Source organism: Ferruginibacter sp. SUN106, from assembly GCF_050611765.1.
In the GTDB taxonomy this organism is placed as follows: domain Bacteria; phylum Bacteroidota; class Bacteroidia; order Chitinophagales; family Chitinophagaceae; genus Ferruginibacter.
The window spans coordinates 14,351-31,322 of the sequence record NZ_JBODJC010000002.1 but is presented as its reverse complement, the minus strand read 5'-3'; the positions used below and the strand labels follow the sequence as shown (position 1 = coordinate 31,322).

The following is a 16,972-nucleotide window of genomic DNA, read 5'->3' as shown; positions in this document are numbered from 1 at the left end:
CAACCGTTTTATAAAGGCGTTCAATCATCCTTTTACAACTGCTTTTAAAAAATGTTGCACTGCAGCTGATCTTCCCACAGGCTCTAAAAACAATATGAAAAGATTTACGGCTACTGCCAGGTAAGTGGCAGGATGTTTTAGTTTTCCATATTTCCAGGCACCAATAACAAGCATACCTATAATGAGCAGCTGGGTAAAGTAAAGGGGCGTAATAATATTTATATGGGGCCAATCTTTGCCATGCATACCAACGTATACATTTTGTATGCCACGGCCCAGAGCCGGCATCATAATAATAAATACTGTGGATATCAGCCACCAGGCATGATTTTCAAGCTCTTTGCGGTGAATGATACTTTTTATTACGGCAAATCCAAAAGCCGTCATCATTACAATTTCCACAACGGCTACTCCATAGAAGAACCAGGGTTGAAAGGGGCCAAACCTGTCTGGCATTTCCATTGCCATCCTGGAGTTTACAATATCCCTGTTCATCATACTCAATGCTGTTAAACAAACGCCACCTGCAAGGAACATTCCAATCATACCATTCGTTCTATGCCTTGCCATCTGGCCATGCGTAGCAAAGTAGGGTTGAATGATCAGGTAGATATACCAAACAGTACCCGTCCAGTAATGTATATGCACAGACCATGCATTGTCGGTAAAGTCGCCCCAGTAATCTTTAAAAATGCCAAACTGCATAAATACCATTGGTATTATCATCCATTTGTACAGGCTTTTGTACTTATTCATTGGTGAGGGTTTTATTTATTTTTAATGAGTGGTTTTATGCTGATGGAACTGTAAGTATAATTTTTTTGAGCAACGTAATTTGCCCTAAATGATAATAACTATGTTCAATGATGGCTTCAATATTTCTCCGGTAGCTGCCGTATTTTTCATCTGTAAAAGTCTGTTCTAATGCCTCCTCACTCATAGCCGCCACCTGGCGGGCAAACTTTTCTGCATTGGCCCACATGGTGTGCAACAGGTTTTCCCAATCCTGTTGCGATTGAACGGGCGGCATGTTAAAACTATATTTATCCCGTATTTCAAGGGCACCTCCTTCCAGAACATGCAGCACACCTGCTATATAATAATTGATATGAAAAGTAAGTGCGGCAATAGTATTTAAAGATCCGTTTTTTTTAACAGCCTGTTGCCAGGTAAGATTGGAAAGCTGTTCTTTATAGTTAGTATTGGCAACCCATTTACCATCTAAAAAAACTTCTTTAAAACGATTAGCCAGTTGATTTGCAGTTTCCATTTTTTTAATTGTGAATGTTTGCTTTTGCAAAAAAATGAATGCTGTTTCTGATTACAATTCCGGCATATAATGCTATAAACATCGACAGGGTAGTGGGAATAAAAATGTAGAGTAACAATACATAGGCTAACGCAACCGGAATGGCAGTTCCCCAGGAAGAAAATATGGCCAGTAATCTTTCCGTTGCATTTTTTTGAGGTTTGACCAGCCACTCTTCATAGGAACCAAAACGGTCTTCTATAATGCCGGTAATACCAATAGCCAAAACAAAAACGATACCTGCGCCAAAACAGATCCATATAAACGGCTGCTGAATTTTATCAGTGAGTTTATAACTAGTAAGAATGTATTTCAGTGTGCTGAAAAATACGATTAAGAAAACCTGGAATAGGGTGATTTTAAAAGCGGCAAGAAAAAATTTTCTCATCACACATTTTTAAATAGTATTTAAATGGCCGCAAAAAATAACCAATAGGTTAATCCTCTGCAGGGTCTTTACCACAAAGTCTTGCGGCTAAATATTTTAATATTTTTACTTCATCTTGTCCGGAAAGGTTAGTATTCCAGAAATCAGAAAGGTTCTTCCGGTCTACAATATGAAAATCTTTTGACCATGCACTTGTAGGAGCAATTCCTTTAGTGTCATTTGCTATTGCTGCATTGGCGCCTGTAAAATCTTTTTTACTTAAAGAGTGGGGTGCCGCAAGTATGTACCTGTACTTACTGGTGTCTGCATAATTCTCATCTATTTTAGTATCATAAGGTACTATTTCAAACTTGCCTGTATAATTCTCTTCCATTGCTTTGGTAAATTTTTCAACCAGTTTTTTATTGTCAAATGCAAGCTTTACCAAAAGGGTGTATTGCTTTTTCAAAATATCCTTTGGAATAGCTTCTTCATTTAATCTTTTTTTCATTTGACCTGCTGATTGAGAAAAAGACAATGTGACAAAAGCAAAGGAAAGTACAGAAAGGAATAAAGTTTTCATAAATGAGTTTTTAGAAACTGAAGATATAAAAAAAGTTAATACAAATAAAAGGCTGTACAACAAAAATACCCACTTCTTAGTAGTGTTTCAGTTTGAAGATAAGGTTGCCAACCTTTTTCTGAGCTTTACTTACAAAGAATACTATTTTAAGGTTGGCAACCTTTCAAACTGAACAATTTGATCATCGCCTAATCCTTAGGTTCCCACAATTGAATTTTATTTCCTTCAATATCCATAATATGAACAAATTTTCCATAATCATAGGTTTCAATATTGTCCAGGATAGTTACGTTTTCCTTTTTTAATTCTTCCACCAATGCTTCTAAATTATCCACCCTGTAATTTATCATAAAGTCCTTCGCAGATGGGTCATACAATTTTGCTGTTTCAGTATTCACGTTCCATTGTGTAAGCCCTTTTTTTGAAGAATCTTCAGCTTCACGCCATTCAAAACTTGCTCCGTAGGGCCCTGCATTTAAACCCAGGTGGGTGTTATACCACTCTTTTACTTTATTAGGGTCTTTACATTTAAAGAAAATGCCGCCGATTCCTGTTACTTTTTTCATGGTTGTATTTTTTTTGTTAGATAGTAATGTATTAAAAGCAAAACCCAATAGAAACGAAGTTGCCATCAGTGTTATCGTTAGTGCTATTCTTTTCATGGGTTGTAAAATTATTATTCTTTTATTAATATAGGATACCTGTTTTACGTTTATTCCTAAGTAGTTGGTATTTGTTTGGGAGTGGTTCTCTTTAGTACCAGTGCGCTGATAAGTGTAACTACTATTGCTACCGGAAGTATCTCTGCATAGGTCATCAATATAACAAACAAAGGATTTTTATACCATTCTTTCATCTGCGCCATATCTGCTGTTTTTTTTGCAAGGTCACCTGCGCTCATACCACTGGATTTTGCTTTGGCAATCATAGCTGCAGCATATTTATCCATAAAATCAGGGATAAAGAAATAGTAATTGATCAGCCAGCCTGCTACATAGATCGTTGATGCGATCAAAGACACAAAAAGGCCGGTCTTAAATGCTTTTCCAAAACTGATGGTACCGCCGTTGTGTTTATCACGAAAAGATTTAATGGCTACAAAGATCATCGAGAAAGCAATGATCATCGCAGAATAGCCATAGATCATACCGCCTTCAAAATCTCCTTTAGCACAATAATAACCAGTGGAAAAAGCCATCATACCGGTAACTATCAGCCCTGCGATAATTCCGTAAACAATTACTAATTTTTTCATTTGAATAAGTTTTTGGTTTGAGAATCCAAAAATCAAATAGAATTACCTTTTCAGGCTCATACTTTCGGCCATTTTTTTTCTTACAGCTAAGGGGGCACTTATTTTCATACTAAAGTAGTAGGGTTAGGGGATGAGGCGTAATTTTTTTGCCTTTTCAACCGCCTGTATCCTTCTTTTCACATCTAACTTTTCAAAAAGATTTTGATTGTGTGTTTTAACAGTGCTTAATGAAACAAAAAGTGTGGCGGCAATTTCCTGGTTGCTATGCCCCCGTGCCAGCAAGCCCAATATCTCCATTTCCCGTTTGCTTAGTGCAAGCTGAGCAATAAGTGCTGTATCCGGAACAAAATCTTCGTTGCTGCTTACGTACACTTCTTTTTCCACCACCAGGGTTTCAATTTTTGGTTTCGATAATTTTAAGGCAAGCCATATACCTAATGCAGTAAAGATGATTGCAATAAACCCACTGTAGATTTCAAATGAATGGTCAAATATTATAAAACGGAGTTCTAACCATTTGAGGAAAAACAGCAGAAAAGCAAGGCTGATGCCATAGATTATAGTCGCTTTATTTCGCAGCAAAAAGTTTTTGGTAGCTGTCATAGTATAAATGTACAGATTTTGCAGTTTTCTACTGACTTCCGGCATGGCCTTTCTGCAGTATTGAAGTTATGAGGCACTCTTTTTATCCGCTTTATAAACACCAGGATTAAAAAGTTCCATATACAATTCCGGTTTTGGCAATTTAGTAAAACCATACTTTTCATAAAGCCAGTCTGCTGTTGAAGTCAGTAAAATCCAACGTCTCAATCCTTGTAAGTTGGGGTGCGCCATTACAACGTCCATTAGTTTTTTCGAAAGCCCTTGCCCACGATAATCATCCAAAACATAAATATCCCCTAAATATGCAATGGTGGAAAAGTCGGATATAACTCTTGCAAAACCAATTTGCCTGTCGTTATGAAATAATCCAAAATTCAGTGAATTATCAATAGAAGTTTTTACGTTTTCAAACGGGATATTGTCGCTCCAGCCAGAGTGCTTTGATAAAAAGTTGTGAATGGCAACAATATCCAACCTTGTTTTGTCAGTGGTTATATAAAAATCTCCAAAATGTTGTTCAATAATATCCATTTTTAATAGTCATTTTTTTGCAGGAACCTAAAAAAGAACTGCACTATAAATATAATTTATGATCAGGTATTTAAGTCTGAAGTATTTGTCAGGACTGAGAAACAGGCACCCATGTTAATGGCCCCTTATCCATTCTGTGAATTTATTATCTAAGTCTTAACACCATCAGGTCTTCCGCAAAATATTTACCTTCCCATTTTATTGAATGCAGTTCAGTGCCATATTTTTCAAAACCAAATTTCTCATAAAGGCGTTTTGCGTTTACATTATCTGAAAGCACAATCAAATTAATTTGTTCAATAGCAGCAATAGTTTTTACTCTTTTAATAATCTCTTCAAGTAATTGCCCTGCAATACCATACCCACGAAATTCTTTTGAAACATACATTGTAGACAGAAGCCCCTTGTGTCTTAATTTTTCTCTGTCCTCTCCATCACGAATAAAACTTGCTATACCTGCCAAAGTATTTTTTGCATACGCTCCAAGCGTAAAATTGTCGTTTCTGTCTTTTGTAGGAAATGGAGCATTCATGTTGTCCCCGGGAGTAATAAGAAGATTTTCTGCATCATATTGCAATGCAATGTCTAAGAACATTTTGTACTGTTCACTTTGAGCAGAAAAAATTTCTTTTATTTCTATGCTGTCCATTTATTTTTATGTTTCGCTCCTTTACAATGACCGCTAATATGCTGGGCTTGCTGCATATTGGTATTCCGGCGGCTGCTGATTTAAAATATTTTTATGAAGATAAGAACTAATGATCAGCGATGTTTTTTTAACCTGAACCAACGCTTACGTTGCAATCAGCTAAAATTTGTTTGCCAAACCCAACTTGCATAAAACCATTTTACGGCTGCAGTGGCTTTAAACTGCAACTGTCTTTCCCGGGGCAATAAACTTATTAGCCTTGCCTGAAAAAAAGGTTAATAAACCAAGAGTTAAAAGAATGATTCCATTGGCCAGGTATTCTAAAATAATGTTTCCGAAAATTTCACCCGGGGTCAGAAATATATTTTTTAAAAAATTCCAGCCAAGCTGTTCATATCGGGACAGGATGAATACTAAAACAAATACAATAATAGAATTAAACCAAAACCACTTTCGTTTAATAGATATAGCCAGGGAAATGATAAAAGCTACAAGTGACCCAAACGTATTACTGAGGCTGGTCCACATAACAAAATAACTTACTTCTGTTGCCGACACTTGTTTTTTACTTAGCGCTTCGCTTAAATCTCCTTTATCCGAATGTCTTAAGATATCAATCAGATTGGTGTTGTGTAAAACAGCAAGGGTCTGAAATGAATACATAAAAAACCAGGTAGCAATAAAGTGAATTAATACTTGTCGCCAATTAAGTCTTGCTATAAATTTTTGAATTGTCATATTGCCATTACAAATAACTAAGGGCTTTGTGTGAGCGTGGTATTATAATCACGTCTGCCCATAGCCGCTGCTGATTAAATTATTTTGATGAAAACAAAAACTAATAATCAACGATGTTTATTCTGCCGCCCTTGCACCAAACTCGGTGCAGGCAAAGGTGTTGCTAAACATCTGATGATGATAACATCAATAGGTTTAAATCGTTTCGGGCTGCCACTTCCGCTAATAAATTAATCATTTTTAACTCCAACTTTAGCGTCTCCTTATCAGATTCGTCTAAATTATCCCAGATTTCTAAATAGGTCAGTATAGGTACGCCTGGATTAGCCTCAATAAATCTCAATAAGCTTGAAGTTACGCTGGCTATATCTTTTGAATGACAAAAATGATGGAATTCCCAATACGCATTAATTTGATGTGTTTTTAACTGGTCAATAGCGCCATGGATTTTTTCCTTACCATATTCAAAATGTGTCAAAAGGCTGATTTCTTCAACAGTCATAAAATCACTTAACAATAATTCCCCGGGATTCTTCCTCCGGTTATTGTCACTTAAATCTGGTATTCTGTGTTTAAGTTCTAATAATTTATAAGTAGGTACAAATCTAAAATCATAAGAGTAGGAGTGCTGGTTATCGCGGAATTCAAGAAATTCAAAATTATTTCTTAAAACTCCTGAATCTTTATCATTTATTTTGCTGTCATCATAGTCAAGTATGAAAATACGAGAAATGTCATTAATGTATCCCATTTTTGTTCGCTACTTTGTTTAAATTTTTAAGTAAATTTTTTTCGGAAATGAATTGAACCGGGTTGTGCTCAATCAAATGTAAATGGAGGTGCTCAAAAATATTTTTGTTTGAAACACCATCAAGGTTAAAGTGAAAATCCAAAGAGTAAGGCGTTGCTTTTACTTTCACTACATCGTAATTCCTGATTTTTGAAAGGGTTATTTTTGTTTTAAAATGTTTTTCCATAAAATGCAAAAACCTGGTAATATTATTGGTGGAATTATCAATAAGTATATCTAAGTCGGAAGTGGATACGTTTTTATGATAAATTAATTTTGCACACCCTCCTACAACAGCATATTGTATTTTGTTATTTTCCAGGATCCGGGTTACCTGGTTTGTAAAATTAAGTATTGTCATGATGCATCTTAATGGTTCAGATTCTTGTTAACCGGCAATTCGAATATTGTATAATGTTCAGTTCGAAACCACTGCCGGATGGTTTGCTGAAGTTTGTTTGTGCTGCACAACATGCAAAAAGCCATTTTTTACATCGTTAATGATGTAGCATAAATAAATGAACCCGAAATTCTATTCCAGACAGGTTGAAATTTGTCAAGTTTTTTCTGTTCGCAGCTCATAGTTAATACAATAGATTTTGAGTTGCTGATAAAATAATATTGTTTTGTGTGTAAACGGTATTGTTGATAGGTCAGGTTAAAATTAATTTCATAGCATTCAGTATTATTCAATTCAATTTTCTTTGCAGAAAATTCCGTTACGTCCACAGCAAGCGTTTTGATTTGCTTTTCGGAAAACGCTTCAAATTCATCAAGAGTGGCATCAGGCCTGAGATGTTGTTTCGTTAAATCCCGTACTATTAAATTTACATTGTCACTAAAGGTATCAGTGGCATCTTCTTTTGGAGAGAAGAAACTAAATTCTGCCCTGGGCATGTTAGAAGTGTCAATTCTCCATGTCTCAGGATATGCTATTGTATACTTTTCATTTGAATAGGTAGAATAATGTAAAGATGACTCCGTTTGGGAAAATCCCCAAAATGGCGTGCTTAAAAAGATTGCAATCAAAAATGGTTTCATAAAGTTGCTTATAAATAATGCATAACGGGCTGTATTTGCAAATAGTAGGGGTTCTTATATTCGTCCGCCCGAAACTGCTGCCTGTTTTTTTGATAAAGTTAAATATTACAAACTAAAGCTGGGCTTTACCTCCAGCCCAAATCAAAGTACAACACAATATTCTGGCTGTCACCAATTGCGGCAAATCACTTGTCTGCGGTTCGTTGTGTTGCTGTTAGGTCAGGCTATTTCTTTCCCGTCATTTGTTTAAATTTCTCAATGTCTAAGTATATTATACCCCAGTGATGGCCGTCTAAATCTTCAATATTTCTAACTTGCATAAATCCTTCATCAATAATAGGTGTTGGTTCCGTTCCCCCGGCTTTTAAGCCATTTTCAATAATTTCATTAACCTTTTCTAGGCTTTCTACCGGAAGCGTAAAAGTTGCAATGGTATTTTTCTTAGTATCAGGAAGATCTTTTTTATTCCCGGATTTGAACATATCGTAAGTCTGTAACATCAAATAAACCTGGTCACACCATACCATACATTTTTGATCGTCAAAAGTAAATAAGGGGTTTACTGAAAAGCCTAATTGGGTATAAAAGTTCATTGATGCGTCTACATCTTTTACTGGTAAATTGATAAAAATTTGTTTCATTGTCAATGTTGTTTCAATACTTTTCAAAATAAATTTTCTTCTTGATCATTTATGAGTGGGTAATCCGGCAATTTTAAGGGCATTTGCGTCAAAGCATTGTTTAATACAACAATGCAACAGAATTTGTTATGTTGTAATTTCACAATTACCGCTAACGAGGCAACACTTCACCCAGGTGTGGAATTAAAATTCTGCCTGCCCGATGTTGATTAAAAATATTTTAATGAAGTTAAGGATTAATGATCAGGGATGTTTGTCAAGCTGCACTTGCAGCAAAACTTTTTGTTAGCTGGAGTTTATTTAATTATTTTTATTTCGTGTGTTGAAATTTCGTCGGAAAAAGTAGATGAATTTTCTGTGATGTAGCTATTCGGCTTTATTTGAGTTATTTTAATGGTGAGAATGTATTTGCTTTCCCGGATTAAAGCTTGGTCTCCTTTAATTACTTTTTTAAGTTTTAATTCATAAACGCAATCGCTTTTCCAATTTATTGTGTATGCAAGTTTATATCCTAACAGCGTATTTTCTTCAATTTGCAACCTTTTTGTTCTTGTGATAACTGTGGTACCGTATTGCTCAGAACTTGCTGTGAAAACTCCTGTATGTAAAGCGTTGCAATTTCGTGTTTGTCCCAAAGTGGATATAGACAGAAAGAAAAAAAAGATAAATAAAAAACGAGGTTTCATAATGTGAATGTATGCGAAATTTCAGCCAACGTTGATTACTTCTTGCTGTACAGGTATTTTATATTTATCGGCCTGGCAACTGAAGCCGGGTAAATCTTATGTATGTCATAATTTATTTACTCAGCAACCGCCTTTGCGGGGGGCACGTTTATAAATTATTTTACTATCCCGTTCCACATAGTCGCCCGATACTATTGGATATGCATACTTTGGAGCGTACGATACAAAATGGCTTCGTATCAATATTTTGTCGTTAACTTTCAGGCTATGCAATTGCTGAAATTCATCAGCGTTTTCCAGCCCGAAACTAAGAATATAATCGTCACCATTAATCCTCACCATCACACCAAAACCCAAGCGTGAGCCTGGCGGAAGAGAAAGAGCCGTTACAACAGCTTCCATATTGCTGGAATCACTTACCTGTTTGCTTATTTTAGCAGCACCGGCAAGTACTTTTTTACCTTCGGGAGACGCTTCCCAGTTTTTGAACTGTATACCGGCAGGTGTAGCTTCCCACCTTTCCCTTCCGGCTTTCATTTCAGCAGCAGAGATTGGCATTGGGGTAGATTTTTTAGCAGTTCCATTTTTAAATTCACGATTGGCAAATACTAGTCCGCTTACCACCACCAGCAGTAAGATCAGCGCATAAATAACTTTTTTCATATTGTTTGTAGGTTTAATTAACATAGATACCTGTTGGTAAATCAGGTCCGTTTAAGACATTGCTGAGTCAGGCTTATACAAATACGTTATCAGGTACTAATTGACTTTATCGAACACAGTCTTCCAGGAACGCTCCTCGCCAAATAAGTCTGATTTTGCATTGGCCTGAACAGCAATAGACTTGCCATCATTGCTCAGCTTCCAAATCTCTGTTACGTAAACAAGCATTTGTTTCCGAAGATCTACATGATAAGGAGTGGGAACCACCAGGTGTACAATTGAGTTAACAGTCAAAGTTTGTCTATCAGCTGACAACTTTACGGTAAACTTTTTTCCTCTGTCCGGGCCATGATCAATCTGGTTTTCCTTACCGTCGAAGGCCAGTTTCTCCTGGCTTGTAGCCGGTGCTGCACCAGGAGCCGGGTTGGGTGTTTCTATCGTTAGAAAATCTGCCTGCTCTGCTATTTTCATTGTTTTAGAGAGCATTCGATCACCCTCGTCATACGAGCAAACAATATTTCCGCCCATACTTATCGACTCTCTGGATTTCCATTCGCCGGAAAAGTCCGCACGGTGAGTGCCATTTTTTTGCAGCGCCTGTACGGCAAAATAGATTGCACCTGTTAACAGAATAACCAGGCAGAACAAAACGTTTCTCTTATTTTTCATTTGTTTACTTTTTTGCTTTTTAATGGTGATGAAGTGATCATGATTTACCCGGCGGGTCCCGGCAAAATCATTTTGGTTTCATATCCTTTTAAAATTGTTGCAACAAAAATACTTTGATAATTTTCAGATGGAGGAACCCGGATTGTAAATAATAGTGTAAACTTTGTAAATAATATCTTCACATTATGCCTGTAATAAGAAATCTCCTGCCAGGGAAACATAAATACCTGTATGGATTATTACTATTCATGTTTATCTCTTTCATCTGCGTGGCTTTTAGTATGGCGGGCAGCGACGATTTTGATATTGCGAGGAGGGAAGTTTTACTCCGCCGGATCGGGCATGAAATACTATTACAGTCCGGCGACAGCACATCGCAGGTACTCCCGGTAAAAAAGATAGCCGAAAATGAATACCAGGTAAGTTTTGAAAAGGCTTTTACTTTTCAACCCGACTCTCTCGTAAATACTACCCAGCGTTTGTTAGCCAAAGATCCGCTTGCAAGTGACTATGTTGTTAACGTAGTTAACTGTGCCAATGCCAGTGTAGCGTATGGATATGCCATATCAAAAAATAAGAAAGATGATATTATAACCTGTATAGGAAGAAAGCAACCCATAGGCTGTTACATGATCAACATTAAATTTAAACCAACGGGCATAACTACAGCAAAGAATAAATATTTGCTTGGAGCCCTGGCATTTGTAACATTTATTGGATTTATTGTTTTTATTTTTTTGAGATCTGTTAAGCCCGGTAAGGCTTTACCTGGGAATGAAAATACTGATGTATTCACACCAGAAGGCCCACAGCCTGGTATGTTTACTTTAGGGGCAATGTCGTTTGACACCGAGGCCCGTAAGCTAATGATAGATGGAAAGGCCATCGACCTGACCAAAACCGAAACCCGTGTACTACGCATTTTCGCATTGTCACCCAACGAAGCTATAGAGCGAAGCCGCCTGCAAAAAGAGATATGGGAAGATGAAGGAGTTATAGTAGGCCGCAGTCTCGATGTGTTCATATCAAAACTTAGAAAAAAACTGGAACCTGATCCAACTATCAAAATTACTGTTATACGAGGCAAAGGATATAAGCTTGAAATTAGCTCGTAAGAATCTTACGCCTCTTCACTGGTGCTGGTAAAATTCATTTTTTTTACATTGACGTACAAAGGGCAGGTATTGGCGAAGGCGGGGAAATAGAATGCTGTCCTCCCGGAACTGCTACATGGCTTTTGGATAAAGTTAAATAGTAAGAACTAAAGCCGGGCTTTATCGTCACTTAGTTTTCAATTTCTAAATCCTGTATGTCAAAATGTTTTAGGTGCTCAATATCTTTTGCCCTGATTTTGTATCTCTTAAAATGTCCGCACTTGTACCTTTTCCGGTAAGGTATAAACAGAAAGTAAGATTTATCGTCTTTGCTGCCTTTGGTTTTTATTTTATTTATTCCGTGTGCAAAAATGTCAATAGGGATATTCTTAAACTGAATGGTATCGCCTTTATGCAAAATATTCAGCGTTTGAAAAAATGTGTTTCTGTATTGTTCCTTTACTCTTTTGTCATTTAAAGGTATTACGGCTTTGGCCGAGTCCTTGTTAAAAAACGGATTCCAGGTATAATATGAATAGGAGAGTATCGTTATTTTATTTTTGGCGTACAGGGTTACATCGTGAGTGCACCTGTTGTCTGTACCACAATTTAATGTGCCAGGGCAATATATATCAGCAACGTAGTAAGCAGAATCCCCGAGTTTGGTTTTTTTAAATGCTAATGTTGCAGACTGGCTCTTGTCATTTTTTTTCTGTGAATATCTTTCCGAAATATTCAGCCCCCGGGCATTGTATTGAGGGATATATAGCTTCATTTTATTTTGAAAGCAGCTATCTCTGCAGGCAACAACATAAAATTCATAATGCGGTTCATAACTGATTCCCTTTTTATAGTCCTTGAAACCAACATGTTTTTTCAGCCAGTTTTCTTTGGTTTTAAATTTATAGCTAAGTCTTTTTTCAATCCGTAAGCATTGGCGGTTTTTATCCCAATCGCACTTCGACATTGTCAATACATATCCTCCTTCTAATATTACTGTGGTATCGCCATTACAACCTGGTTCATTCATTTCTTTTTTTATTTCAATGACTTCCTCCCGGGGCATTTGCAAAAACAATACTACTATTTCAACTCTTCTGTTTTTTGCTTTTTCCAAGGGAGTAGTATTTGCAACAAGTGGTTGTTCTTCCCCTTTAGCCTGAACTTTTATTAAAGTTTCGTCAATTCCTTTCTCCACCAAAAAACTTTTTACTTCAAGGCTTCGTTTCAATGAAAGCTGTTGGTTATAGCTGCTGTCAGCATCACTATCTGTATGCCCGTTTATGTAAATGATATAGTTTGTCTTCCCTTTCAGGGTATCAGAAATTGTGGATATAGTTTGTTTGTTTTGGTTGGATAACTCATACTTATTTTGCTTGTATCTTATTTGATACCTTAAACTTTGCTGCTGAGCATAGTTTTTTAGTGGTACTAAAAAGAGAAATAGAATTATTAGCCGTTGAATCATAAAATTTAATCAGTATGTAAGTTCAGGTGTAGCAGAAACGTCCACAACGGTAGCTTAGTACCAGCGGGACAGTTGTCTTTTTCACGCTTTCAATAATGCATATAAAATACAAATAAATCCTTAGATGAATAAAAATCAAATATACAACGATACAGCAATTAGCTGAAGTTAGCTGGCAATGTCCAACTTGCATAAAACCTAATGTTAGCGGTATGTGCTTATTCACTTTCAAAGTCAAATTGTTTTATTTCTTGTCCTGTAATTGTTGAATAAAGCTTTCCTTCACTTGTCAGCATAAGGCTACCTTGTTTTAAAAACTTTATTTCTATCGGTTCTCCAAGGTTAATTTCTTTTTCAACGTTTCCTGTCTTAATATTTATGTAGCATAAATATTTAGGACTTCCCTTTTCATATTCCCAACGAATACCAAGTATTTTGTCAAGTTCGTTTGAGTATTCAATGTCAAGAAAATGCCCGGTTACATTTATTGTCCATAGTGTTTCAAAATTGCTCAGTGAAATTGCTTCAGTTGGGTTGGTGGAATAAGCACAAATAATTTTGTCTTTTGAAAAACAAGCATCAAGTAATGCGAAAGATTTATGTGTAAAGCGCTTAATTATTTTTCTGTCTCCTCTATTTGCAAGTGTAGAAGTTGATGATTTTTCAAATAGGTCGGTAGCTGAATATGGATTTTCTCTGATAAATTCAATACCCCTTAATTTTTCAACTGTTGCTCCGGTTTTTCTGTCAAGTAAAAACGCACCTTGATTTTCAGTGTTAATGTAAATTAGGTTTGGATAATAATTTAGAATAATTGCAGTTGCTGGCTTTTTGATGTCCTTTCTTTGCCAGATAATATCTCCGCTATCAACGTCATACAGAGTTACAGTTTTATGGTCGTAACCTGCAATTGCAATTTGTTTGCCGTCTTCTGCAATTGAGATTGCATTTGTCATACCCGAAACAATGTCGGTCGTAAATTTTGAAACAAGTCCGCTTTTAATATCCCAGATTTGAACATTACTATTCCATTCAGAAACAGCAAATCTGTCACCATTAACAGTAGCTGAAATTGCTCTTATTTTTTCGTATCGTTGTTCTGTCATTGCATTACCGCTAACGTGCAGAGCTTTATGCAGGTTGGGAATTATCCCGAATGCTTTCGGCGCTTGTGCCCACAACCACTGCTGATTTAAAATATGTTGATGAAGTTAAGTACAAAAGTTGATAGATATTCGTATGCTGAAACTGAAGCTGGGATTTGCAATTTGCTGATGTTATAAGGTTTTACCCAACTTGCATAAAACCCAATGTTGTACGTAGGCTTTATTGTTCGTATTTCCAGGTCGTGTCAATTTTTTGCAAAGTACTATAACGGAAAAGTCGCCCCAGAAAATTTGTAAGTTGCCAACTTACGATAGGGATACAAGGTTGATTTTCTTTGAAATAGTAACGCTTGTCATTTTGATATAAAATTAAAGTTATGTCAGGTGCGTCAAAACAATTTCTTTCTTTTGGCCATTCAAGAGTTTTTAATTGTGAATATTTCAAAATATTTTTTAACCTTTCCAAATCGTCATAGGATACCTTTCCAAAATAATTGTCATTTAATACACTATCTGTGCATCCACGCTTGCCACTTCCGTTGTCAGTAACTTTTAAATTTCCTGAATAGTCAAGTTCAAGATATAAATCTTTGCAACAACCAAAGCAATGGCTTGAATGATAAATAATTTTCGTAAAATAATTTGCCTGGTCGGCAAATTGATATCTCGTTTTAAAAAGAATGCTGTCTCGGTTTTTAAAATATTTCCTTGCTAATTTCGATTTTGGAGAAACCATAAAACTATCCTCTGTTTTGTAGAGGATTTTAAAAGTGTATTTTGAAATATTTCTTTTAAAAATTCGCCGCATTAACCCATACGATCTGGAACGAAACTTGAGTTTAGTATTCTTTTGTTTTAAAACAAGATTGTCTTCGATATAGTCTCGTTTATTTTCAATAACGCCATCTTTGTCATCTATAATAAAGCAGTCTTGTTGTGTAGAAAAATAGGTGCCGTCTAATTTTGTGTACTTAGAACAGGAAATCAGAAGGAGTAAAAAAATAATTGATAGTAGTCTCATAATGGTTGGTCTGCAAGTTTGCTTACAACGGGTAGGTATTGCTGCAGGTGGGATATTGTATAACGTCCAGCCCGTAACTATTGCCCAATTGAAATTATAAAGTTGAAGTTAACAACAAAAAGCCGGAACGTTTTGCCCCGGCTTTAATAATTTGTTTGTAGTGCTTAACCAATAACTCTTTTGTCTTTGGCAACAAACTTAGCAAATGCCAGCAAAGCACCTGTTACCATAATGTTTCTAAAAAAGTTTACCATTTCAAGTTCTTTTTCTCTGTCAAGGTTTGCTGTCATTGCAGTGGTGTCTAACTCGTGTCCCATTGCTCTTGGTAAGTGAACCAAAAAAGCCATCAGAATTACATAAAGAGCCATCAAACAATATGCAAGTTTATCGTACTTGCCAATTACCGCACTAACAATAAAAAACAAAATACAAACTAATGTAAAGTAGTTCCAAAAGTAGGGAAATGGAATATAGTCTGGAACAAAAGCAGCGCCAACGTCTGGCTTTCCAAGATGCAAACCGGCATACAATAAAAACGACAATGGAAAAATATATCTTCCCGAATTTAAAATTTTGTCCATAGTTTGAAGTTTTAGTTTGTTGGGAATGGGATTAACGGCCTGATCTCTACTGAACTATTTTGGTACTTTAAGATGGGGCAGGTTTTGCTCCATTCCTGCACTTCTTCCAGGTTGTCACCTTTGCAGATTAAGAATCCCGAAACTAAAACGGTGTTGGTTTCTTTGTGAGGTCCAGGTTCTACGCCTTGATTGCTTACCAATGAAGCTGCATACTCAATTGGTGCAGTGTGAACCAATTTGCCTTGCATTGCGATATTACCAATCCAGGATTGCCACTTAGGCATATCTTCAGCCATATCCTGGTTAGTTGCTAAATAACCGTTTTCGGCACTTGCATTTCTGAACAATAATAAATACTCTTTCATTTTTTAAAATTTTAATCCCGATAGTTATCGGGTGTGAATGATGATGCAAAAATGAAAAGTAAAAATTTGCTGGACGATGACAAATGTCTATGTTTTTATAACCTGGCTTTTAAGCGGCTGAAAACATCTTTGTTGATGCCTAAATAAGAAGCAATGAGTTTGCTTGAAACCCTTGTCATTAGTTTGGGTCTGAATTCCATCAGCCATTTTATTCTGTCTAATGCAGAAAGGGCAATAAAAGTGTTGATACGATAAACAGAGTTGGCGTAAGATGTTTCTAAAATTTGTTTGTAAACTTTGTCAAACTGCGGTACAGTTTCCATCATTTTTTGAAAGCCTTGCCTGTCAATAGCCAACAACTCACAAGGCTCAACAGTTCTGATATTTTCGGTAGCCGGGTTTCCACTTCCAAAACTTAATAGTTCCGAACACCAGGAGCCTTCTGTTACGATGTCTCTTGTTGTTTCATTCATATCGTTGTCGTAAACAAAAACCTGAAGGCAACCTTGGGCAATAAAATAAACTTGTTTGCAAACTTGTCCTTGCTCAACTAAGTATTGGTTTCTGTCAATGTGCAGAGATTTGAAATAACCTAAAACAGTGTCTAAATTATCAATGTCATTTCCAAGTCTGCTGATTATATGTTGTCGTAAAACTTCTATCATTTGTTATAGTCTGTTAAAGTAGGTAGGGGGTTTGGGTAGTATTACACACAACGATCAGGTATTTGCGAAGGCATCGAATAGTTGTTTGTCCAACCCGGAACAAAAGCCTGAGTGAAAATATAAAGTTGAAGTTAAAATTAAATACTG

The 16,972-nt window shown here is 36.2% G+C and carries 24 protein-coding genes; 1 reads left to right on the top strand and 23 read right to left on the bottom strand.

Going from position 1 to position 16,972, the window contains the following annotated elements; genetic code table 11:
- Nucleotides 1-24: 24 nt before the first annotated feature.
- From ACQ334_RS06115 to ACQ334_RS06035, 17 genes are all read right to left on the bottom strand, one after another.
- Nucleotides 25-756, bottom strand: a complete 732-nt coding sequence (locus tag ACQ334_RS06115; protein WP_430987291.1) for a hypothetical protein — start codon at nucleotides 754-756, stop codon at nucleotides 25-27.
- A 34-nt stretch (nucleotides 757-790) separates the two neighbouring features.
- Complete coding sequence (locus tag ACQ334_RS06110) at nucleotides 791-1,270, bottom strand: DinB family protein (RefSeq protein ID WP_430987290.1); 480 nt, start codon at nucleotides 1,268-1,270, stop codon at nucleotides 791-793.
- Between the two features lie 4 nt (nucleotides 1,271-1,274).
- Entirely contained in the window at nucleotides 1,275-1,697 is a 423-nt protein-coding gene (locus ACQ334_RS06105; RefSeq protein ID WP_430987289.1) for a hypothetical protein, read from the bottom strand.
- A gap of 49 nt (nucleotides 1,698-1,746) precedes the next feature.
- A complete protein-coding gene (locus tag ACQ334_RS06100) occupies nucleotides 1,747-2,259 on the bottom strand; it encodes a hypothetical protein (RefSeq protein WP_430987288.1) in 513 nt (170 codons plus the stop codon).
- 188 nt (nucleotides 2,260-2,447) lie between these two features.
- Nucleotides 2,448-2,921 carry a VOC family protein gene (locus ACQ334_RS06095; RefSeq protein ID WP_430987287.1) on the bottom strand — a complete coding sequence of 158 codons (474 nt, stop codon included), beginning with the start codon at nucleotides 2,919-2,921 and terminating at the stop codon, nucleotides 2,448-2,450.
- A gap of 56 nt (nucleotides 2,922-2,977) precedes the next feature.
- The gene (locus ACQ334_RS06090) at nucleotides 2,978-3,514 is read right to left on the bottom strand and encodes a DUF4199 domain-containing protein (protein WP_430987286.1); all 537 of its coding nucleotides are present in this window, start codon (nucleotides 3,512-3,514) and stop codon (nucleotides 2,978-2,980) included.
- A 123-nt stretch (nucleotides 3,515-3,637) separates the two neighbouring features.
- On the bottom strand, nucleotides 3,638-4,117 hold the full coding sequence (locus ACQ334_RS06085; RefSeq protein WP_430987285.1) for a response regulator transcription factor: 480 nt from the start codon (nucleotides 4,115-4,117) through the stop codon (nucleotides 3,638-3,640).
- A 66-nt stretch (nucleotides 4,118-4,183) separates the two neighbouring features.
- Entirely contained in the window at nucleotides 4,184-4,648 is a 465-nt protein-coding gene (locus ACQ334_RS06080) for a GNAT family N-acetyltransferase (protein WP_430987284.1), read from the bottom strand.
- Between the two features lie 145 nt (nucleotides 4,649-4,793).
- Nucleotides 4,794-5,297, bottom strand: a complete 504-nt coding sequence (locus ACQ334_RS06075) for a GNAT family N-acetyltransferase (protein WP_430987283.1) — start codon at nucleotides 5,295-5,297, stop codon at nucleotides 4,794-4,796.
- 216 nt (nucleotides 5,298-5,513) lie between these two features.
- Nucleotides 5,514-6,035: a hypothetical protein gene (locus ACQ334_RS06070; RefSeq protein ID WP_430987282.1), complete on the bottom strand. Its 522-nt coding sequence runs from the start codon at nucleotides 6,033-6,035 to the stop codon at nucleotides 5,514-5,516.
- Nucleotides 6,036-6,198: 163 nt separating this feature from the next.
- Nucleotides 6,199-6,786, bottom strand: a complete 588-nt coding sequence (locus ACQ334_RS06065) for a hypothetical protein (protein ID WP_430987281.1) — start codon at nucleotides 6,784-6,786, stop codon at nucleotides 6,199-6,201.
- Nucleotides 6,773-7,186: a hypothetical protein gene (locus ACQ334_RS06060; RefSeq protein ID WP_430987280.1), complete on the bottom strand. Its 414-nt coding sequence runs from the start codon at nucleotides 7,184-7,186 to the stop codon at nucleotides 6,773-6,775. Before ACQ334_RS06060 ends, ACQ334_RS06065 begins: the two co-directional genes overlap by 14 nt.
- Nucleotides 7,187-7,314: 128 nt before the next feature.
- Nucleotides 7,315-7,866: a PsbP-related protein gene (locus tag ACQ334_RS06055; RefSeq protein ID WP_430987279.1), complete on the bottom strand. Its 552-nt coding sequence runs from the start codon at nucleotides 7,864-7,866 to the stop codon at nucleotides 7,315-7,317.
- Nucleotides 7,867-8,090: 224 nt separating this feature from the next.
- Nucleotides 8,091-8,507 (bottom strand): VOC family protein, encoded by a 417-nt coding sequence (locus tag ACQ334_RS06050; RefSeq protein WP_430987278.1) that lies wholly within the window; start codon nucleotides 8,505-8,507, stop codon nucleotides 8,091-8,093.
- A 296-nt stretch (nucleotides 8,508-8,803) separates the two neighbouring features.
- On the bottom strand, nucleotides 8,804-9,193 hold the full coding sequence (locus ACQ334_RS06045; protein WP_430987277.1) for a hypothetical protein: 390 nt from the start codon (nucleotides 9,191-9,193) through the stop codon (nucleotides 8,804-8,806).
- A 120-nt stretch (nucleotides 9,194-9,313) separates the two neighbouring features.
- On the bottom strand, nucleotides 9,314-9,856 hold the full coding sequence (locus tag ACQ334_RS06040) for a hypothetical protein (RefSeq protein WP_430987276.1): 543 nt from the start codon (nucleotides 9,854-9,856) through the stop codon (nucleotides 9,314-9,316).
- Nucleotides 9,857-9,952: 96 nt separating this feature from the next.
- Nucleotides 9,953-10,525: a hypothetical protein gene (locus ACQ334_RS06035; RefSeq protein WP_430987275.1), complete on the bottom strand. Its 573-nt coding sequence runs from the start codon at nucleotides 10,523-10,525 to the stop codon at nucleotides 9,953-9,955.
- A gap of 185 nt (nucleotides 10,526-10,710) precedes the next feature.
- Here ACQ334_RS06035 and ACQ334_RS06030 point away from each other — a divergent pair, with 185 nt between their 5' ends.
- Nucleotides 10,711-11,640 carry a winged helix-turn-helix domain-containing protein gene (locus tag ACQ334_RS06030; protein WP_430987274.1) on the top strand — a complete coding sequence of 310 codons (930 nt, stop codon included), beginning with the start codon at nucleotides 10,711-10,713 and terminating at the stop codon, nucleotides 11,638-11,640.
- Between the two features lie 169 nt (nucleotides 11,641-11,809).
- Here the strand turns inward: ACQ334_RS06030 and ACQ334_RS06025 are convergent, their stop codons facing one another.
- The 6 genes from ACQ334_RS06025 to ACQ334_RS06000 all read right to left on the bottom strand — a co-directional run bounded on the left by ACQ334_RS06025 (nucleotide 11,810) and on the right by ACQ334_RS06000 (nucleotide 16,825).
- On the bottom strand, nucleotides 11,810-13,087 hold the full coding sequence (locus ACQ334_RS06025; protein WP_430987273.1) for an OmpA family protein: 1,278 nt from the start codon (nucleotides 13,085-13,087) through the stop codon (nucleotides 11,810-11,812).
- Between the two features lie 218 nt (nucleotides 13,088-13,305).
- On the bottom strand, nucleotides 13,306-14,193 hold the full coding sequence (locus ACQ334_RS06020) for a WD40 repeat domain-containing protein (RefSeq protein WP_430987272.1): 888 nt from the start codon (nucleotides 14,191-14,193) through the stop codon (nucleotides 13,306-13,308).
- Between the two features lie 220 nt (nucleotides 14,194-14,413).
- Nucleotides 14,414-15,214: a hypothetical protein gene (locus tag ACQ334_RS06015; RefSeq protein ID WP_430987271.1), complete on the bottom strand. Its 801-nt coding sequence runs from the start codon at nucleotides 15,212-15,214 to the stop codon at nucleotides 14,414-14,416.
- A gap of 164 nt (nucleotides 15,215-15,378) precedes the next feature.
- Entirely contained in the window at nucleotides 15,379-15,795 is a 417-nt protein-coding gene (locus tag ACQ334_RS06010) for a hypothetical protein (RefSeq protein WP_430987270.1), read from the bottom strand.
- A gap of 11 nt (nucleotides 15,796-15,806) precedes the next feature.
- Nucleotides 15,807-16,160 (bottom strand): YciI family protein, encoded by a 354-nt coding sequence (locus ACQ334_RS06005; protein WP_430987269.1) that lies wholly within the window; start codon nucleotides 16,158-16,160, stop codon nucleotides 15,807-15,809.
- 95 nt (nucleotides 16,161-16,255) lie between these two features.
- Nucleotides 16,256-16,825, bottom strand: a complete 570-nt coding sequence (locus tag ACQ334_RS06000) for a Crp/Fnr family transcriptional regulator (protein WP_430987268.1) — start codon at nucleotides 16,823-16,825, stop codon at nucleotides 16,256-16,258.
- Nucleotides 16,826-16,972: the final 147 nt, after the last annotated feature.

Coding starts and splice junctions, on each gene's coding strand:
- ACQ334_RS06035 (WP_430987275.1), bottom strand. CDS start 10,525: ATGAAAAATAAGAGAAACGTTTTGTTCTGCCTGGTTATTCTGTTAACA.
- ACQ334_RS06010 (WP_430987270.1), bottom strand. CDS start 15,795: ATGGACAAAATTTTAAATTCGGGAAGATATATTTTTCCATTGTCGTTT.
- ACQ334_RS06090 (WP_430987286.1), bottom strand. CDS start 3,514: ATGAAAAAATTAGTAATTGTTTACGGAATTATCGCAGGGCTGATAGTT.
- ACQ334_RS06100 (WP_430987288.1), bottom strand. CDS start 2,259: ATGAAAACTTTATTCCTTTCTGTACTTTCCTTTGCTTTTGTCACATTG.
- ACQ334_RS06015 (WP_430987271.1), bottom strand. CDS start 15,214: ATGAGACTACTATCAATTATTTTTTTACTCCTTCTGATTTCCTGTTCT.
- ACQ334_RS06085 (WP_430987285.1), bottom strand. CDS start 4,117: ATGACAGCTACCAAAAACTTTTTGCTGCGAAATAAAGCGACTATAATC.
- ACQ334_RS06115 (WP_430987291.1), bottom strand. CDS start 756: ATGAATAAGTACAAAAGCCTGTACAAATGGATGATAATACCAATGGTA.
- ACQ334_RS06020 (WP_430987272.1), bottom strand. CDS start 14,193: ATGACAGAACAACGATACGAAAAAATAAGAGCAATTTCAGCTACTGTT.
- ACQ334_RS06095 (WP_430987287.1), bottom strand. CDS start 2,921: ATGAAAAGAATAGCACTAACGATAACACTGATGGCAACTTCGTTTCTA.
- ACQ334_RS06110 (WP_430987290.1), bottom strand. CDS start 1,270: ATGGAAACTGCAAATCAACTGGCTAATCGTTTTAAAGAAGTTTTTTTA.
- ACQ334_RS06000 (WP_430987268.1), bottom strand. CDS start 16,825: ATGATAGAAGTTTTACGACAACATATAATCAGCAGACTTGGAAATGAC.
- ACQ334_RS06055 (WP_430987279.1), bottom strand. CDS start 7,866: ATGAAACCATTTTTGATTGCAATCTTTTTAAGCACGCCATTTTGGGGA.
- ACQ334_RS06080 (WP_430987284.1), bottom strand. CDS start 4,648: ATGGATATTATTGAACAACATTTTGGAGATTTTTATATAACCACTGAC.
- ACQ334_RS06040 (WP_430987276.1), bottom strand. CDS start 9,856: ATGAAAAAAGTTATTTATGCGCTGATCTTACTGCTGGTGGTGGTAAGC.
- ACQ334_RS06105 (WP_430987289.1), bottom strand. CDS start 1,697: ATGAGAAAATTTTTTCTTGCCGCTTTTAAAATCACCCTATTCCAGGTT.
- ACQ334_RS06070 (WP_430987282.1), bottom strand. CDS start 6,035: ATGACAATTCAAAAATTTATAGCAAGACTTAATTGGCGACAAGTATTA.
- ACQ334_RS06065 (WP_430987281.1), bottom strand. CDS start 6,786: ATGGGATACATTAATGACATTTCTCGTATTTTCATACTTGACTATGAT.
- ACQ334_RS06045 (WP_430987277.1), bottom strand. CDS start 9,193: ATGAAACCTCGTTTTTTATTTATCTTTTTTTTCTTTCTGTCTATATCC.
- ACQ334_RS06075 (WP_430987283.1), bottom strand. CDS start 5,297: ATGGACAGCATAGAAATAAAAGAAATTTTTTCTGCTCAAAGTGAACAG.
- ACQ334_RS06025 (WP_430987273.1), bottom strand. CDS start 13,087: ATGATTCAACGGCTAATAATTCTATTTCTCTTTTTAGTACCACTAAAA.
- ACQ334_RS06060 (WP_430987280.1), bottom strand. CDS start 7,186: ATGACAATACTTAATTTTACAAACCAGGTAACCCGGATCCTGGAAAAT.
- ACQ334_RS06050 (WP_430987278.1), bottom strand. CDS start 8,507: ATGAAACAAATTTTTATCAATTTACCAGTAAAAGATGTAGACGCATCA.
- ACQ334_RS06030 (WP_430987274.1), top strand. CDS start 10,711: ATGCCTGTAATAAGAAATCTCCTGCCAGGGAAACATAAATACCTGTAT.
- ACQ334_RS06005 (WP_430987269.1), bottom strand. CDS start 16,160: ATGAAAGAGTATTTATTATTGTTCAGAAATGCAAGTGCCGAAAACGGT.